Origin of the sequence: Streptomyces sp. NPDC056734 (genome assembly GCF_042790455.1) — a bacterium.
Taxonomy (GTDB): Bacteria; Actinomycetota; Actinomycetes; order Streptomycetales; family Streptomycetaceae; genus Streptomyces.
Genome location: NZ_JBHTZD010000007.1, coordinates 165002 through 183450, shown reverse-complemented (window position 1 = coordinate 183450; position 18449 = coordinate 165002). Strand labels below are relative to the sequence as shown.

Sequence of the window (18449 nt, the reverse complement as noted above, 5' to 3'; positions counted from 1 at the left end):
TGGCCGAGGAGGGGACCATGCGGACGAAACCCTGCGGCCCAACACAGGGCCGCCTTACGGTCGGGACCCTGCGACCCGCAACAGTGCCTGACCCGCCACGCCCACCCACAGCCTGGCCACCCATACCGCCCCACCCCTACCGCCCCACCCCCACCAGCACCTCCGTCTCCGCCTCCCGCGCCGCCAGTTCCCGCAACGGCCCCTCCACGGCCGTCAGCTCGGCGTACGTCCCGCGCTGCACCACCCGTCCCGCGTCCAGCACGACCACCTCGTCGACGGCTTGCAGACCGGCCAGCCGATGGGTGATCAGCAGGGTCGTACGGCCCTCGGTCGCGGCCAGCAGATCCGCGGTGAGCGCGTCGGCCGTGGGCAGGTCGAGATGCTCGGCGGGCTCGTCCAGGATCAGCACCGGGAAGTCGGCGAGCAGCGCGCGGGCCAGCGCGAGCCGCTGCCGCTGGCCGCCCGACAACCGGGCCCCGTGCTCGCCGATCATCGTCTCCAGCCCGTCGGGCAGGCCCTTTACCCACTCCAGCAGCCGGGCGCGGGCGAGCGCGTCACACAGTTCGGCGTCGGTCGCGTCGCGCTTGGCCAGCAGCAGGTTCTCCCGCACGGAACTGTCGAAGAGGTGCGCGTCCTGGGCGCACAGCCCGACCAGCCGCCGTACGTCGTCCCCGTCGAGGGCGTACGCGTCCACCCCGGCCAGCGTGTACGCGCCGGACCCGGCGTCCAGGAACCGCAGCAGCACCTGGGCCAGCGTGGTCTTGCCCGCCCCGGACCCGCCCACGACGGCGATCCGGCGCCCCTCGCCGAGGGTGAGGTCGACCCCGGCGAGCGCGTCCCGCTCCTGACCGGCGTACCGGGCGGTGAGCCCCTTGAGGACGACCGGGAACGGTGACGCGGGCGCCTGCCGGGGCCGCTCCGGCTCCCGTACCGGCTCCGGCGCGTCCAGCACCTCGTACACCCGCTCGGCGCTCTTGTGCACCCGCTGGCGGAACCGCACCGCGATCGGCATGCCGAGCACGGCCTCGAAGGCGGCCAGCGGGGTGAGGACGACGACCGCCAGGAGCAGCCCGTCCAGCCGTCCGGCGGCGACCGCCTGGACGCCGACCAGTGCGGCGGCGGCCACCGTGAGGCCGGTGATCAGCGCGGTCAGTCCGTCGCCGAGCGCGGTGGCGGTGGCGGCGCGCGAGGTGATCCGGGTGAGCACCGAGTCGGCCTCGCGGGTCGTGGCGAGCCGGGCGGGCAGGGCGCCCGCGACGGTGAGCTCGGCGGTGCCGGTGAGCAGGTCGGTGACGCGCGTGGCCAGTTCGCCACGGGCGGGGGCGAGCCGGCGTTCCGCGCGCCGGGACACCGCCCCGGTGATCAGCGGCACCCCGGCGCCGGCCAGCAGCAGCCCCACCGCGAGCACCGCGCCCGCCTCGGGCAGCAGCCAGGCCGTGAAGCCGACGGACGCGGCGGAGACCGCCACGGCGGCACCGGCGGGCAGCAGCCAGCGCAGCCAGTAGTCCTGGAGCGCGTCCACGTCGGAGACCAGCCGCGACAGCAGATCGCCCCGGCGGGTCCGGCGCAGCCCGGCGGGCGCCAGCCGCTCCAGCCGCCGGTACACGGCCACCCGGGTGTCCGCGAGCATCCGCAGCACCGCTTCGTGCGACACCAGCCGCTCGGCGTAGCGGAACACGGCCCGGCCGATGCCGAAGGTGCGGGTCGCCGTGACGGCCACCATCAGATACAGCACCGGCGGCTGCTGCGAGGCCCGCGAGATCAGCCACCCGGAGGTCGCCATCAGTCCCACGGCACTGCCGAGCGCGAGGCTCCCGAGCAGCAGGGCGAGCAGGAGCCGCCCCCGCCGGGCACCCGACATCGCCCGCACCCGCGCGAGCACATGCGCCGGAGCCTGCTCGGAACCGTCGGCGGATGCCATCGCGTCGCCGGGTTCGGTCACCGCCTGCTCCGCGCCCGGAACCCCGTCGAACGGCCACGCCTCGGTGACCGGAGTCTCCTCGCCCGGCTGCCGCTCGGCGGTCGGTTCGGCGATCTTGGCCACCGGCTCCGGTGCCGCCGTCTCCGCCAGCCGCACCACCCGGTCGGCCACCGCCAGCAGCGCGGGCCGGTGCACCACCAGCAGCACGGTCCGCCCGGCCGCCAGCCGCCGTACCGCGTGCACGACCTCCGCCTCGGTCTCGCCGTCCAGCGCGGCCGTCGGCTCGTCCAGCAGCAGTACGGGCCGGTCGGCGAGGAAGGCGCGGGCCAGCGCGAGCCGCTGCCGCTGCCCCGCCGACAGCCCGGCCCCGTCCTCGCCGAGCACGGTGTCGGCGCCCTGCGGCAGCGCGTCGACGAACTCCAGCGCGCCCGCGTCCGCGAGCGCCTGCCGTACGGCGGTGTCGTCCGCGTCGGGACGGGCCAACCGGACGTTCTCCGCGATGCTCGCGGCGTACAGGTGCGGGCGCTGCGGCACCCAGGCGATCCGGGACCGCCACCGGGCCACGTCGATGTCGGCGAGGTCGGTGTCCCCGACCCGCACCCGCCCCTCGACCGGCCGGACGAAGCCCAGCAGCACGTTCAGCAAGGTGGACTTGCCGACGCCACTGGGTCCGACCAAGGCGACCGTCTCACCGGGCGCCACCAAGAAGGAGGCGCCGGAGACCGCGTCGACGGCCCGCCCGGGGTAGCGGACGGTGACGTCCTCGAAGGACAGCGCGTCTGCCGGGGAGGCACCGGTGCCCACGGGGAGGGCATCGGCGTCCGCCCGGGAGGTACCGGTGGCCGCCGGGGCCGTTCCCCCACGCCCGGGGGCCGCACCGATCTCTCCGGGGGCCGTACCGATCTCCCCGGAGGCCACACCGCAACCCACCGAGCCGGTACCGCCCCCCGTACCCCCCTCCGGCCCCGCAGTCTCCAGCACCGCGAAGATCTCCTCGGCCGCCGCCAGCCCCTCGGCCGCCGCGTGGTACTGCGCGCCGACCTGCCGCAGCGGCAGATACGCCTCCGGCGCCAGGATCAGTATCACCAGACCGACATACAGGTCCGATTCGCCGTGCACGAGCTGCATGCCGATGGTGACGGCGACCAGGGCGACCGAGATCGTGGCGAGCAGTTCCAGGGCGAACGAGGAGATGAAGGCGATCCGCAGCGTCCGCATGGTCGCCTGGCGGTACTCGCCGGTGATGCGCTTGATCGACTCGGCCTGCGCCTTGGCCCGTCCGAAGACCTTCAGCGTGGGCAGCCCCGCCACCACGTCCAGGAAGTGCCCGGACAGCCGGGACAGCAGTTCCCACTGACGGTCCATCCGGGACTGGGTCGCCCAGCCGATGAGCACCATGAAGACCGGGATGAGGGGCAGCGTGGCCACGATGATCGCGGCGGACACCCAGTCCTCGGTGACGATCCGCGCCAGCACCGCCACCGGAACCACCACCGCGAGCCCCAATTGCGGCAGATAGCGCGAGAAGTAGTCGTCCAGCGCGTCGATACCACGGGTGGCGAGCGCGACCAGCGAGCCGGTCCGACGGCCGCTGAGCCAGCCGGGACCGAGCGCGGCGGCCCGCTCCAGCAGCCTGCCGCGCAGCTCCGATTTCACGGCCGCGCCGGCCCGGTTCGCGGCGAGTTCGGTGAGCCAGGAGACCAGCGCCCGGCCCAGCGCGACGGCCACCAGCAGCAGCAAGGGGGTGCGCAGTTCGGCGACCGGCATTCCGCCCTGGAAGGCCCCGACCACCACTTCGGCGATCAGCATGGCCTGGGCGATCACCAGACCGGCCCCGAGGACGCCGAGGCCGACGATCGCCACCAGGAAGAGCCGGGTGGCACGGGCGTAACGCAGAAGACGCGGATCGATTGGTTTCACGTGAAACAGGCCCTTCGGGTCCGATCGGTCTGATCGGTCTGATCGGTCTGATCGGCGCCAGTCGGTCCGATCGGTGCCAGGGGGGCGTTTCACGTGAAACACCCCCCTGTGCCTGACCTAGTGCGCGGGGTCGGCGATGTGCTGCGTACCGATCCGCTTGCGGAACACCCAGTAGGTCCACGACTGATAGAGCAGCACGATCGGTGTGGCGATCGCCGCGCACCAGGTCATGATCTTCAGGGTGTACGGGCTCGACGAGGCGTTGGTGACCGTGAGGCTCCAGTCCGCATTGAGCGAGGAGGGCATGACGTTCGGGAAGAGCGAGAGGAACAGCATCGCCACGGCCGCGATGATCGTCACCCCGGACAGGGCGAACGACCATCCCTCACGCCCCGCCTGATTGGCACCCAGCGCCGCGACCAGCGCCACGACCGCCACGATCATGGCGACCAGGCTCTCGCCGTTGCCGTCCCGGACCTGCGTCCACAGCAGGAAGCCCAGCGCCGCCACGGCGGTGAGCAGACCGACCCGAAGGGCCAGCTTGCGCGCCCGCTCCCGGATGTCCCCGACCGTCTTGAGCGCCGTGAACACCGCGCCGTGGAAGGTGAACAGGGTCAGCGTCACCACACCGCCCAGCAGGGCGTACGGGTTGAGCAGATCCCAGAAGTTGCCGACGTACTCGAAGTTCTGGTCGATCTTCACGCCGCGCACGATGTTGCCGAAGGCCACACCCCACAGGAACGCCGGGATCAGCGAGCACCAGAAGATCGCGCTCTCCCAGTTGCGCTGCCACTTCTCCTCGGGTCGCTTGGCCCGGTACTCGAAGGCCACGCCCCGGACGATCAGACAGACCAGGATGATCAGCAGGGGCAGATAGAAGCCCGAGAACAGGGTGGCGTACCACTCGGGGAAGGCGGCGAAGGTCGCGCCGCCCGCGCTGAGCAGCCACACCTCATTGCCGTCCCAGACGGGGCCGATCGTATTGATCAGCACCCGCTTCTCGGGCCGGTTGCGGGCCAGCAGCTTGGTGAGCACCCCGACCCCGAAGTCGAAGCCCTCCAGGAAGAAGTAGCCGATCCACAGGACGGCGATCAGGACGAACCAGACATCGTGCAGTTCCATGACTGTGCAGCTCCCTCGGCCTAGTACGAGAAGGCCATCGGCTTGTCGGCGTCACGGGAGTCGCCGCCGATCTTCGTGGGCGGGTTCAGGTCGGCCTCGGTCAGCTCGGGCGGCCCGGCCTTGACGTACTTGACGAGCAGCTTGACCTCGATCACGGCGAGGATCGCGTACAGCGAGGTGAAGACGATCATCGAGGTGAGGACCTCGCCCTGGGACACCCCGGGGGAGACCGCGTCGCGGGTCTGGAACAGTCCGTAGACGACCCAGGGCTGGCGGCCCATCTCGGTGAAGATCCAGCCCCAGGAGTTGGCGATCAGCGGGAAGGCCAGGGTCCAGACGGCCAGTCGCCAGTACCACTTGCTGAGGCGGGAGCCGAGCGGCTTGTGGAACAGCACCAGATGCGGCACCTCGTCCTCGCCCGTCCGGTGCGCCCGTGGCAGCAGGAACTTCCTGCGGGTGAGCCACAGTCCGATCAGACCGATGGCCAGCGAGGTCATCCCGAAGCCGATCATCCAGCGGAAGCCCCAGTAGGCGACCGGAATGTTGGGCCGGTAGTCGCCCGGCCCGTACTTCTCCTGCTCGGCCTTGTTGACATCGTTGATGCCAGGGACGAACGAGCTGAAGTCGTTGTGGGCCAGGAAGGACAGCAGTCCCGGAATCTCCAGGGCGACCGTGTTGTGGCCCTTGTCGACGTCGCCATAGGCGAAGACCGAGAAGGGCGCCGGTGCCTCGCCGTCCCACAGGGCCTCGGCCGAGGCCATCTTCATCGGCTGCTGCTCGTACATGATCTTGCCGAGGGTGTCACCGCTGATCGCGGTGAGCAGTCCGCCGATCGCGACGGTGACCAGGCCGAGCCGCAGCGAAGTCCGCATCTCGCGGATGTGCCGCTTGCGCAGCAGATGGAAGGCGGCGATACCGACCATGAAAGCGCCACCGGTGAGGAAGGCCGCCGACAGGGTGTGGAACGCCTGGGCCAGCGCGGTGTTCTGCGTCAGCACCAGCCAGAAGTCGGTCAGCTCGGCCCGGCCCCGCTCTCCGTTGATCTTGTAGCCGACCGGGTGCTGCATCCATGAGTTGGCCGCGAGGATGAAGAACGCGGACAGGATCGTGCCGATCGACACCATCCAGATGCAGGCCAGATGGATCCGCTTCGGCAGCCTGTCCCAGCCGAAGATCCACAGGCCGATGAAGGTCGACTCGAAGAAGAAGGCGATCAATGCCTCGAAGGCCAGAGGCGCTCCGAAGATGTCACCGACGAAACGGGAGTAGTCGGACCAGTTCATACCGAACTGGAACTCCTGCACGATGCCGGTGACCACGCCCATCGCGATATTGATCAGGAAGAGCTTGCCCCAGAACTTGGTGGCCCTGAGGTACTTCTCCTTCCCCGTGCGCACCCAGGCGGTCTGGAGCATGGCCGTGAGGGCCGACAGCGAGATCGTCAGCGGGACGAACAGGAAGTGGTAGACGGTGGTGATGCCGAACTGCCAACGCGCCAGGGTCTCTGGCGCCAAAGCCATTTCCACGTCGTCGGTCTCCTTAAATCGCCGTGGACACAGTGGCAGTTTGCCCCTTACGTCACACCCAACCTGGGAGCAACCGGGACACGCTTGTGAACGCGTTCACATTCACAAGCCATTATGACGTACCGATTTTCGACTCTTGACAGGGGGTACCCCTTGGGGTCGCAAGGGGCGCGGGGCGTCCGGCGGAGGCCCTCGGCCGGGCATACGGAAGGGCACGACACCTGTGGCGTCGTGCCCTGTGACTGTGGCCGGGACGGAGGCGGGGGGCGGCGGGGGCCGGGGGGCGGCGGGGGGGGCGGACCGGTGCCGGCCAGCTGACCGCCGTACGTATCACTCGCGGGGCCCTACAGCCGCCGCACCCTACAGCCGCCGCAGCCCTACCCCTCCTTGAGGTACGCCTCCGCGACCTTCAGGAAGATGTCGTTGCCCTCGGTCTCGCCGATGGTCACCCGGACCCCCTCGCCCGCGAACGGCCGCACCACGACCCCGGCCTGCTCGCACGCCTCCGCGAAGGTCACCGTGCGCTCCCCCAGCCGCAACCACACAAAATTGGCCTGCGTCTCCGGCACCGTCCAGCCCTGGGCGCGCAGCCCCTCGGCGACCCGGGTGCGCTCACCCACCAGCGACCCGACCCGGCCGAGCAGCTCGTCCTCGGCCCGCAGCGAGGCGATCGCCGCCTCCTGCGCCAGCTGGCTCACCCCGAACGGCACCGCCGTCTTGCGCAGCGCCGCCGCCACCGGCTCATGGGCGATCGCGAAACCGACCCGCAGCCCGGCAAGCCCGTACGCCTTGGAGAAGGTCCGCAGCACACAGACATTCGGCCGGTTCCGGTAGATCTCGACGCCGTCCGGCACCTCGGGGTCGCGGATGAACTCCCGGTACGCCTCGTCCAGCACCACCAGGACATCGCCGGGCACCCGGTCCAGGAACCGCTCCAGCTCGGCCCGCCGCACGACCGTGCCGGTGGGGTTGTTGGGGTTGCAGACGAAGATCAGCCGGGTCCGCTCGGTGATCGCGTCGGCCATCGCGTCCAGATCGTGCACCTCGCCGCCGGTCAGCGGCACCTGCACCGGGCGCGCACCGCTGATCTGCGTGATGATCGGGTACGCCTCGAAGGACCGCCAGGCGTAGATCACCTCGTCGCCGGGGCCCGCCGTGGCCTGGACCAGCTGCTGGGCGACCCCGACCGAGCCGGTACCGGTCGCCAGATGCGTCAGCGGCACCCCGAACCGGTCCGCCAGCTCGTTCATCAGCCCCGTACAGGCCAGGTCGGGGTAGCGGTTGAAGGACGAGACGGCGGCGGTGACGCGCTCCAGCACCCCGGGCAGCGGGGGATAGGGGTTCTCGTTGGAGGACAGCTTGTACGCCTCCGGCAACCCGGAAGCGGCCGGCTTCCCCGGCTTGTAGGTGGGGATCCCCTCCAGCACAGCGCGCAGTCTGGGGCTCGTCTCGGTCACCACGGTCCTCCTCGCGACCACCGGCGGCCCGTCCCTGGCCCCCGGCATCCATTGCTCCACACCTTAGGAGGCTTCGGCCGCACTGTGTAACGGTCGGGGGTGAGGTCATGGCCTCCGGGTTGCGTGGCGACCAAGATCCCTGGCCCGCCGCGATTACCGCCCGGTGCCGCACCTGTCCCCGACGTTCACCGGCTCTCCGCGATTCGTTCGAGTCGGCCTCACCCGTCACACCGGCATCAGGGGCATCACCGTACGAACATGTACGAATCCGGGGGGCGCCTCACATATATCTATGCGCCGGTGGCTCACGCCGTGGCGCGCATCCCCCGTGAAGGTGAGTTGAGACCTCTTCGAAACATCGAGCACTTGGCAGGCGGGCGCTCGCCGACAAGTCACGTACTGCACCACGAGCCGCCAAGTCCCTTACATTCCAAGGCATTTACTCCCGAACGACCTTGCAGAAACGTGCCTGTCAACGGGTGCATATGCGCCCGCACTACCCCACCGCATGAGCCCTACTATCGGCTCGCCATGACAGCAGCAGGGAAGCACCAGGTGAGCCGCGCGGAAACCTCACGTCGAGGCAGCCGGCCGGGCCGGGCGGGCATCAGAGACGTGGCCGCCGCCGCCGGAGTGTCCATCACGACCGTCTCCGACGCACTGAACGGCAAGGGCAGACTTCCCGATGCCACCCGACGCCATGTCCGCGAGGTCGCCGAGCGGCTCGGTTACCGCCCCTCGGCGGCGGCCCGGACCCTCCGTACCGGCAAGTCGGGACTGATCGGCCTGACCGTGACGACGTACGGGGATGAACCTTTCACCTTCACCGAGTTCGCGTACTTCGCCGAGATGGCCAGGGCCGCCACCTCCGCCGCGCTCGCCCGCGGCTATGCCCTGGTCATCCTGCCCGCGACCTCGCGTCACGACGTCTGGTCGAACGTCGCCCTCGACGGCACGGTCGTCGTCGATCCGTCCGACCAGGACCCGGTGGTCAGTGAGCTGGTCCGGCAGGGTTTACCCGTGGTCTCGGACGGCCGCCCGGGTGGCGCGCTGCCGGTCACCGCGTGGGTGGACAACGACCACGAGGCCGCCGTGCTCGGCATCCTCGACCACCTCGCCGACGCAGGCGCCCGCCGGATCGGCCTGCTGACCGGCACCACGACCGACACCTACACCCACCTCTCCACCACCGCATACCTTCACTGGTGCGAACGCGTGGGCCAGGACCCGGTGTACGAGGCGTACCCCGCCCACGACCCGTGCGCGGGTGCCGTCGCGGCCGACCGGCTGCTCGCCCGCCCGGACCGGCCGGATGCGGTCTACGGACTCTTCGACCCGAACGGCACCGATCTGCTGGCCGCCGCCCGCCGCTACGGCCTGCGGGTCCCGGAGGACCTTCTCCTCGTGTGCTGTAGCGAATCCACGGTGTACGCCAGCACCGAGCCGCCCATCACCACGCTCTCGCTGAAGCCGCGCCGCATCGGCACGGCCGTGGTCCAGCTGCTCATCGACGCCATCGAGGGCGTCGAATCCGACCGACCCCTTGAGCAGGTGATACCGACGGAACTGATCATCCGGACCTCGTCCCAGCGACGGCCACCGCGAACGACGGTGAGCCCGCCGAGGTCACCGGAGCGGCGGTAGCCCCGCCGGGGCGGTGACGCGGGCACGGAAGTCGCAAGGGCGGGACCGACGGTCGTCGGGTCCCGCCCTTGGCATGTCGACGGTGAGATGGCGAGAGTGGGTGTGGGTATGTCGGAGGGGTGTGCCGGGCGGAGGCGAGCCGGTGCGGGTACGTCGGCCGGGGTACGTCGACGGAGGGGTGCCGGCGAGGAGGGCTCGGGCGCTGATGGCACTGTGCCGCTGCTGTCCCGGCGGGTCGGCGCGAACCCGTCGACGGCCGTGGCACTGCCGTCCCGGCGGGTCGGCGTCATCCGGTCGGTGGCCGTGGCGCCCCGCGGAGGGCGGGCAAAGCCCGGCCCAATCGGGGCGAAAGCCGCGGTGAACAGGAGTCTTGGCCCGATTCACCACCCCTGGGTCATCACATGGCACGATCCGCATTCCTATGATGGGCCCACGACACCGCGGGCCGCTGCGACCAGGCAGTCCGAGGCGGTGCACAGGCGGCGATGGTGGAGGGGTCGATGACTCAGGGGGCCGGTCAGGGACCCGAGGTGGAGCGGACGGCGACGTTGCGCGACTTCCGGGTGCCCGCGTACGTCCATGAGGCCGGCCCGTACGCCCCCAGCACACACCCCGGTGAAGCCGCCGGCCCCGGCGCCGGCGGGCCCGTCACCCAGCCCGTCGAGGAACCCGAGGGGTACACGCCGACCCAGCGTGACCTGCCGGTCATCAACCGGGGGGACACTCTCCAGGTGACCGTCGATCCGGCCGCGGACCCCGGGCCCGCCGCACCCCCCGACACCGGCCCCGGCCCGCTCTACGTCGTCGGCGACGTACACGGCTACCTCGACGAACTCGTCGCCGCCCTCCAGGACAAGGGCCTGATCGACGACGCCGGGCAGTGGTGCGCGGGCACCACCCGGCTGTGGTTCCTCGGCGACTTCACCGATCGCGGCCCCGACGGCATCGGTGTCATCGACCTGGTGATGCGGCTGTCCGCCGAGGCCGCCGCGGCGGGCGGCTACTGCAAGGCCCTGATGGGCAATCACGAACTGCTGCTCATCGGTGCCAAGCGGTTCGGCGACACCCCGGTCAACTCCGGCGCGGGCACGGCCACCTTCCAGGCCGCCTGGCTGCTCAACGGCGGCCAGAAGTCCGACATGGACCGCCTCCAGGACCATCACCTCCAGTGGATGGCCCGCCTAGACGCGGTCGAAGAGGTCGACAGCCATCTGCTCGTCCACTCCGACACCACCGCCTACCTCGACTACGGCCGGTCCATCGAAGAAGTCAACGACACCGTCCGCGAGACCCTCACCCGCAACGATCCGGACGAAGTCTGGGACCTCTTCCGCAAGTTCACCAAGCGCTTCTCCTTCCGCGACGAGGGCGGCGCCGACGCCGTGCGCTCACTCCTCGATACGTACGGCGGCACCCGGATCGTTCACGGTCACAGCCCCATTCCCTATCTGCTCGGCGAGGTCGGCTCCGAAGAGGGCGAGGACAGTGCCGGGCCGACGGTCGAGGGGCCGCATCTGTACGCCGGCGGGCTCGCCATCGCCATGGACGGTGGAGTGACCATGGCCGGGAAGCTGCTGGTGCAGCAACTTCCCCTGACTGTCTGACCCCTGCCCGATGCATACCTGAGCGATTCCGGGGCAGGCGACCCCTCCCCTGCCCTCGCTCCAGGTCCCACCGGAACCGCGAAACTGGGGCGCAGAACACCAGGCAATTTCGGTAAACCCCCTGTCACCGTGTGCCGTCACCGCTCTACCATCGGCTTATCCGTAGCAGGCTCCCCTCCGTTTCTGCCCGACGGCTCGTCCGCATGCGAGCCCCAAGCCCTACGGAGCATCGGGGGATGCACATGAACAGCGTTCCGCAGCACCTGCTGAGCGAGGACCGCCAAGAGTACGAGCGGATCCTCGATGAGGCGCTGCGCTCCGCACCACACCGTCCGGAGCTGGCCGCGGTCGGCCAGCGGCTCAACCCGGAACAACTGCGCACCATGGCACTCAACGCCACGTCTGTGATCACGGCCGCCGCGGCAACCGAGTACCAGCACTATGTGAAGGTCCGCGAGGAACTGCGCCACCCGGCGCCGTCCACCCCGTCGTCCGTCCATGACTCCGGCTCCACCGAGTCGGGTTCGGGCTCGGTGGGGCTCGCCACCACCATGGGAGAGGTCACCGAGGGGGCCGGCGCGGGTGCCGTCGCCCTCGTCGCGGTCCTGGCTCCCGTCCTCGCCGGCACGGCCGCGGCGATATTTCTGCTGGTCGGCTACCTCCTCAGGATGGCCGCGCCCGATCTGACGTTCGGCGAGACCCTGCTCACCACGGGCTGGGTGTTCGGTGCCATCACCGCCGTGGCGATCCTGGTCGCCGCCGTCGGACTGCTGATCACCGCGCTGCGCAACCGGCCGTCCCGGGAGAGCGGTGCCTACGGCGAACCGAACGGGGAGGTGGCACTGGCCAGGGAAGCCTGGCGCGAAGCGCTGCTGGAGCGCGGCGTCATGCCGTTCCTGCGCGACGCGCTCGCCGGCCCCGGCCCGGCCGCCCTGTACGGTACGACGCCGTCCGCACCGACCAGCCGCATGCCGCACCTGGGCTACGACCGCCCCGGCTTCACCAGCCCCGGCGACGGGTCCTCGAGTTCGCGCCCGAGTTTCAGCAGCCCGGACTACACCAGCCCGGACTTCGGGGGGCCGGACCACAAGCCGGAGTAGTCCGCGCTGTGCGTCCACAACCGCTCCCGCACGGACGCCGACGGACCGGAACCGAGCCGGGTATGCCTGCCGAGGAGGCGGGACACCCGACCGGTGACGGTCCCTACGGGTCCGTGCCGGGGGCGTCTGCGTGAGTGGCCTGCGCCCACCCTCTGCCGCACGGGGACCCGACCCCTGGGCTCACAGGTACCCACGTCTCTGCCTCACCGGGACCCACGCCTTCGGTCTTGGGGAACCCAGCCCCAAGGCTCAAAGGATCCCGGCGCGCCCCGCTGCCGTGATCCAGCTCGGGAACTCCGACAGCAGCCGGTCGTACAGCTCCGCGTCGGGGACCGTACTGATGTCGTCCACCGCGAAGAACCCGACATTGTCGACCCGGCGGCCGGGCAGGGTGTCGAACCGCTCCAGCACCCCGTAGTTCGACTTCCCCAGCCCCACGAACTGCCAGAAGACCGGCTCCTCCACCGCCTCCCTCAGCTCCTTCTCGATCTGCGCGTTGCGATAGACACCCCCGTCGGAGAAGAACAGCACCAGCGTGGGCGCCGCGGCCGGATTCTCCCTGACATAGCTTCTTATCTGGGCGATCACCTTCTGTTCCTCGTTCTGGATGCCTATGGCGCGCATGTCCACCTGCCCCGGCTGAAGCCCTCGCTGTGGCTTCTTGCGGCCGAAGAGGCTCAACTGACCGACCCGCACATGCAGTCGCAGCCACTCGGGCAGCTCCCCCAGCCGCAGATCGGGCAGCCGCGCGGCGTTCGACGCGAACGTCCATGCCTGCATCTCTCCGTCGTCGTCCAACTGTGCCGCCACGGCCGCCATCCGCTCGACCACATCGGCGACCACCCCGCGCGAGTACAGGTACGACATCGACCCGGAGGCGTCGAGCACGAGGATCACCCGTGCGACGACCCCCTCGGCGCCATGCTTGCGCAGACTGACCGCCACCTGCTCCTTGCGCAGGGACAGCCGCTTGCGCATGTCCACGGGCAGCTTCTCCTCGCCCTTGGTGAGACGAGGCCCACCCGGACTCGGCGTGACCGGCGCCGCCGCCGGGGGAGGCGACGGCACGGGAGTCGCCGGAGGCGGGGCCACCGGGGTTGCCGGAGGCGCGCTCACCGGAGCCACCGATGGCGGATTCACAGGCACCGGCGGCGACGGCAGGGCCGCGGGGGCCGACTGCTCCTCGTCATCGACTCTGATCCCGAAGTCCGTCGCCAGCCCGGCGAGACCGGAGTCGTACCCCTGCCCCACCGCACGGAACTTCCACCGCCCCTGCCGCCGGTACAGCTCACCGCCGATGAACGCGGTCTCGGTCGTCGCCGTCATCTCGAACCGGGCCAGCTCCGCCGACGTCCCGGCGTCCAGCAGCCGCAGGGTCAGCCCCGGCACCTGCCCGAACGTCCCGCCGTCGGCCGAGGCGCACAGCACGACCCGCTCGACCCCCGGCTCCAGCTCCCCGAGGCGCACCCCCACCGTGTCCGTCATGCCCGGCCCCGCCTGCCGTTTCCCTAGGTGGGTCACGGCGCCGGAGGCGTGCTGCGGCTGGTTGTAGAAGACGAAGTCGACGTCGTCCCGCACCCTCCCCGCCGGGGTGAGCAGCAGCGCGGACGCGTCCACATCCGGCACACCGGGCCCCCCGGACCAGCACAGCTCGACCCGCACCTCGGCGGAGTCGACCGGAAGGTTGGCACCCTTGCTCAGCGAACTCGATGTCATTCCCCCAGTCTGCCGACCTCCCGAGGCCCTGACGCCCCCTCGCCCGCATCTCTCCCGCGACTTCCGCGGGGAACCGGACGACGGGCAGCCGTCCGAGGTGCCCACGGTCACCGCTCCGTGGGCACCGTGCTACGGAGGGTCAGTCGGCGAGGGGCAGGTACACCCGGTTACCGGCCGCCGCGAACTCCTGGGACTTCTGGGCCATGCCCTCCTCGATCTCCGCTTTGGTGCCGCCGTGTTCGCGGCGGATGTCCTGCGAGATCTTCATGCTGCAGAACTTCGGGCCGCACATGGAGCAGAAGTGGGCCGTCTTGGCGGGTTCTGCCGGCAGGGTCTCGTCGTGGAACTCACGGGCCGTGTCCGGGTCGAGGGCCAGATTGAACTGGTCCTCCCAGCGGAATTCGAAGCGGGCGTCGGACAGCGCGTCGTCCCACTCCTGTGCTCCGGGGTGCCCCTTGGCGAGGTCGGCTGCGTGGGCGGCGATCTTGTAGGTGATGACGCCGGTCTTGACGTCGTCACGGTTGGGCAGGCCCAGGTGTTCCTTGGGCGTGACATAGCAGAGCATGGCCGTGCCCCACCAGGCGATCATCGCGGCACCGATACCGGAGGTGATGTGGTCGTACGCCGGCGCGACGTCCGTCGTCAGCGGGCCGAGGGTATAGAACGGAGCTTCATCACAGATCTCCTGCTGAAGGTCGATGTTCTCCTTGATCTTGTGCATCGGGACGTGTCCCGGGCCTTCGATCATCGTCTGTACATCAAAACGCTTCGCGATCCGGTTGAGTTCCCCGAGCGTGCCCAACTCCGCGAACTGCGCTTCGTCGTTGGCGTCCGCGATCGAGCCCGGCCGCAGGCCGTCACCCAGCGAGTAGGTGATGTCGTAGGCGCCGAGGATCTCGCAGAGTTCCTCGAAGTTCTCGTACAGGAACGATTCTTTGTGGTGGGCCAGGCACCAGGCCGCCATGATCGAGCCGCCGCGCGAGACGATGCCGGTCTTGCGGTTGGCGGTGAGCGGCACGAACGGCAGCCGCACACCCGCGTGGACGGTCATGTAGTCCACGCCCTGCTCGGCCTGCTCGATGACGGTGTCCTTGTAGATCTCCCAGGTCAGTTCCTCGGCCCGGCCGTCGACCTTCTCCAGGGCCTGGTAGAGGGGGACCGTGCCGATCGGGACGGGGGAGTTGCGCAGCACCCATTCACGGGTGGTGTGGATGTTGCGGCCGGTGGACAGGTCCATGACCGTGTCGGCGCCCCAGCGGGTCGCCCAGGTCATCTTCTCCACCTCCTCCTCGATGGAGGAGGTGACCGCGGAGTTGCCGATGTTGGCGTTGACCTTCACCAGGAACCGTTTGCCGATGATCATCGGCTCGATCTCCGGGTGGTTGATGTTGGCGGGCAGCACGGCCCGTCCCGCCGCGATCTCCTCGCGTACGACCTCGGGCGAGACGTTCTCCCGGATCGCCACGAACTCCATCTCGGGTGTGATCTCGCCCCGGCGGGCATAGGCGAGCTGGGTGACCGCGGCTGAGTCGCGGCTGCGACGCGGCTGGCGGGGGCGGCCGGGGAAGACCGCGTCGAGATTACGCAGCCCGCCGCGCGGCGAGGTGTGCTTGAGGCCGTCGTCCTCGGGACGGACGGGACGGCCCGCGTACTCCTCGGTGTCTCCGCGCGCGATGATCCAGTTCTCCCGCAGCGGAGCGAGCCCCCTGCGGACGTCGGGCTCGGCGAGCGGATCGGTGTACGGGCCCGATGTGTCGTACAGCGTGACCGACTGCCCGTTGGTGAGGTGCACCTGGCGGACCGGCACGCGCAGATCGGGGCGCGAGCCCTCGACGTACGCCTTGTGCCAGCCGATGGACTTCCCGTTCTCCCCTTCGCCGGAGACCCCGTTGGTGCCGGGGTCCCCGTGGGTGGATTTCTCCGCATCGCTGGAGGTCTGCGGGGAGGCAGGCGTGCGTGTGTCCTTGATGGTCATGAGACCTACTCCCTACGCCGGCATTACCCGGTAACAGGTTCGGCGGTCGACGCAGCGATTTCCGTCCCCCGACGCTTCATGGGATCCATCACCTGTGGTGGCTGATGTTCCACGTGAAACATCGCGAAGACGAAGGTCAGCGCCCTCTCAGCCCGGTGCTCCGAGCTCCCGCGTGTACAAAGGTGCCTCCACGCTAGCGTCAATTCGGGCGCGGTGAACAGAGGGCCTCTGCCGTTCTTGCGATGATCGGTCGGTGACCACACCGCAGGATCCCCCCTTTCCCCCGCCCGACCCGCCTCGCGGACCGGGCGGCCCTTCCGGCGCCGGCACCGGTCCCGGCGTCGGCTCTGCTGCCGGTACCGAGTCCGATACCGGCTCCGGTACCGGGTCCGGCCCCCACTCGGGGCCGGACTATGAAACCGGCTCCGTGCGTCGCCTTGGGGCGCGTTCCGGGCCGGGGGGTGCGGCTGGCGGGCAGCCGGGGGGGATGTCTGGCGGGCAGGTGCCTCGGCCAGGAGGGCAGGTTCGGCCCAGCGAGCGAGGGCGGGGCTCGGGTGGTTCTCCCCACGCACAGGATTTCGGTGGGCTTCCGGGGCAGGGCGTCGGGGCCGGGCCGATGGAGGGCTCGTACGGTCCGAACGTGGGGGCCGGGCAAGGGACGGAGCACAGCCAGGGTGGTCAGGGCCACGATCACGGCCAGGGACCCGGTGGTGAGTACGGCCGGGAGTACGGGGGCGGCTCCGGACCTCAAGGAAGCAGACCGGGCAATCGTCCCGACGCCGGCCACGGATCGCCCGGGCAGGAACACCACGACGGGCAGGGCGGCGGAGACGGGCACGGACACGGCCCCGGTGGCGGAGGACACGGCCACGGCGGAGGAGGGCTCGGAAGCGGACCCGGTGGAGGGGGGCTCGGCGGTGGGCACGGTCACAGCCACAGTCACGGCCCCGCCGCCCCCGTCTCCGTCCATCTGAGGAAGATCATCGCGGCCATCCTCGTACCGTTCGGCGTGGCCGTGCTGGTCGGGCTGGCGGTGCTGTGGCCCGGTGGCGCACCGGCGCACGAGCGGACCGGTGTCGGGTTCGACCGGCAGACCCAGGAGGCCACGGTCACCAAGGTCGAGCAGGTGGACTGCGCCTCGGTGAACGCCTCCGGGGGCACGCCGACCGGCGACACCTCCACCGCCGAGGGCTCGTCCGCCGTGCAGCAGGCGAACGGCACCTGCAAGCGGGCGACGATCCGGGTCGACACCGGCGCGGACAAGGGCCGTACGTTCACGGAGATCGTGCAGCCCGATCAGACCCGTCAGCTGGAGCAGGACCAGAAGGTCATCGTCGCGTACGAGCCCTCCGCTCCCGCCGATCTCCAGTACTCGGTGGCGGACGTCAACCGGCAGGTACCGATGGCGCTGCTCGCCGGGATCTTCGCGCTCGCCGTGGTGGTCGTCGGACGGCTGCGCGGTCTGATGGCGCTGGTGGCGCTGGCGATGAGTTTCCTGATCCTGAACTTCTTCATCCTGCCCGCGATCCTCCAGGGCTCGAACCCACTGGTCGTGGCCGTGGTCGGGGCGAGCGCGATCATGCTGATCGCGCTGTATCTGTGCCATGGGCTGTCGGCCAGAACCTCGGTGGCGGTGCTCGGCACGCTGATCTCGCTGCTGCTGATCGGTGTCCTCGGCTCGCTGTTCATCGGCTGGGCCGCGCTCACCGGGAACACGGACGACAACACCGGCCTGATCCACGGCCTGTATCCGTCGATCGACATGAGCGGTCTGCTGCTGGCCGGGGTGATCATCGGGTCGCTCGGCGTGCTCGACGATGTGACGGTCACCCAGACCTCGGCGGTCTGGGAACTGCACGAGGCCAATCCCACGATGGGCTGGAAGGGGCTGTACCGGGCCGGTATCCGCATCGGCCGCGACCACATCGCCTCGGTCGTCAACACCCTCGTCCTCGCCTACGCGGGCGCCGCGCTCCCCCTGCTGCTGCTCTTCTCGATCGCGCAGAGCAGCGTGGGGACGGTCGCGAACAGTGAACTGGTGGCGGCGGAGATCGTGCGGACGCTGGTCGGTTCGATCGGGCTGGTCGCGTCGGTGCCGGTGACCACCGCCCTCGCGGCCCTCGTCGTCTCGGCCGACCGTCCGGCGACGGGACGGCAGCCGGTGGGACAGGCGGTGCCCGCGGGGCCCATGGGGTCGGCGGCATCACCGGGACCGTCCGGAGCGGGTTCGGCACCCGTGGGCGTACGCACTCCTGCCGCCCTCGGCCGGAGCGGACGGGGACGACGGCGGAAGCGCTGAGGGGGGACGGCCGGGGAGAGGTAGCCGCGCAGGAGGAGGGCTGGGGGCCGGAGTGTCTGAGGGCCCGGTGACCCGGGGCGGCCGATGTCCCCAGGGCCCGGCCTCCTCGGGGAACCGTTACTGCACGCCCCCCGAGCCCCGTCCCACCCCCACGTGGGCCCACCG

At 70.4% G+C, this 18449-nt stretch carries 10 protein-coding genes and 1 riboswitch; of the genes, 4 read left to right on the top strand and 6 right to left on the bottom strand.

All coding sequences use genetic code 11. The features are described from left to right. Positions 1 to 136 precede the first annotated feature (136 nt). From cydD to hisC, 4 genes are all read right to left on the bottom strand, one after another. Entirely contained in the window at positions 137 to 3841 is a 3705-nt protein-coding gene (gene cydD, locus ACFRFC_RS12895; protein ID WP_382682499.1) for a thiol reductant ABC exporter subunit CydD, read from the bottom strand. A 117-nt stretch (positions 3842 to 3958) separates the two neighbouring features. Next, positions 3959 to 4963 (bottom strand): cytochrome d ubiquinol oxidase subunit II, encoded by a 1005-nt coding sequence (gene cydB / locus ACFRFC_RS12890; RefSeq protein WP_382682502.1) that lies wholly within the window; start codon positions 4961 to 4963, stop codon positions 3959 to 3961. A gap of 20 nt (positions 4964 to 4983) precedes the next feature. Continuing rightward, complete coding sequence (locus ACFRFC_RS12885; RefSeq protein WP_382682505.1) at positions 4984 to 6489, bottom strand: cytochrome ubiquinol oxidase subunit I; 1506 nt, start codon at positions 6487 to 6489, stop codon at positions 4984 to 4986. 377 nt (positions 6490 to 6866) lie between these two features. After that, entirely contained in the window at positions 6867 to 7946 is a 1080-nt protein-coding gene (gene hisC, locus ACFRFC_RS12880) for a histidinol-phosphate transaminase (protein WP_382682509.1), read from the bottom strand. Between the two features lie 531 nt (positions 7947 to 8477). Here hisC and ACFRFC_RS12875 point away from each other — a divergent pair. The 3 genes from ACFRFC_RS12875 (at position 8478) to ACFRFC_RS12865 (ending at position 12294) form a co-directional block, all read left to right on the top strand. Continuing rightward, positions 8478 to 9590, top strand: coding sequence for a LacI family DNA-binding transcriptional regulator (locus ACFRFC_RS12875; RefSeq protein WP_382682511.1), 1113 nt, complete (start codon positions 8478 to 8480; stop codon positions 9588 to 9590). Positions 9591 to 10075: 485 nt separating this feature from the next. After that, positions 10076 to 11194, top strand: coding sequence for a metallophosphoesterase family protein (locus tag ACFRFC_RS12870; RefSeq protein ID WP_382682514.1), 1119 nt, complete (start codon positions 10076 to 10078; stop codon positions 11192 to 11194). Positions 11195 to 11430: 236 nt separating this feature from the next. Beyond that, positions 11431 to 12294 carry a hypothetical protein gene (locus tag ACFRFC_RS12865; RefSeq protein WP_382682516.1) on the top strand — a complete coding sequence of 288 codons (864 nt, stop codon included), beginning with the start codon at positions 11431 to 11433 and terminating at the stop codon, positions 12292 to 12294. A 249-nt stretch (positions 12295 to 12543) separates the two neighbouring features. On the opposite strand, the gene ACFRFC_RS12860 is transcribed toward ACFRFC_RS12865, so the two are convergent. Both ACFRFC_RS12860 and thiC read right to left on the bottom strand, forming a co-directional pair. After that, a complete protein-coding gene (locus tag ACFRFC_RS12860; protein WP_382682518.1) occupies positions 12544 to 14010 on the bottom strand; it encodes a VWA domain-containing protein in 1467 nt (488 codons plus the stop codon). 139 nt (positions 14011 to 14149) lie between these two features. Next, positions 14150 to 15985 (bottom strand): phosphomethylpyrimidine synthase ThiC, encoded by a 1836-nt coding sequence (thiC, locus tag ACFRFC_RS12855; protein ID WP_382682521.1) that lies wholly within the window; start codon positions 15983 to 15985, stop codon positions 14150 to 14152. Beyond that, positions 15978 to 16167, bottom strand: a riboswitch (TPP riboswitch). Its footprint overlaps the gene before it by 8 nt. A 434-nt stretch (positions 16168 to 16601) precedes the next feature. On the opposite strand from thiC, the gene ACFRFC_RS12850 reads away from it, so the two are divergent. Continuing rightward, positions 16602 to 18284: a YibE/F family protein gene (locus ACFRFC_RS12850; protein ID WP_382682523.1), complete on the top strand. Its 1683-nt coding sequence runs from the start codon at positions 16602 to 16604 to the stop codon at positions 18282 to 18284. Positions 18285 to 18449: the final 165 nt, after the last annotated feature.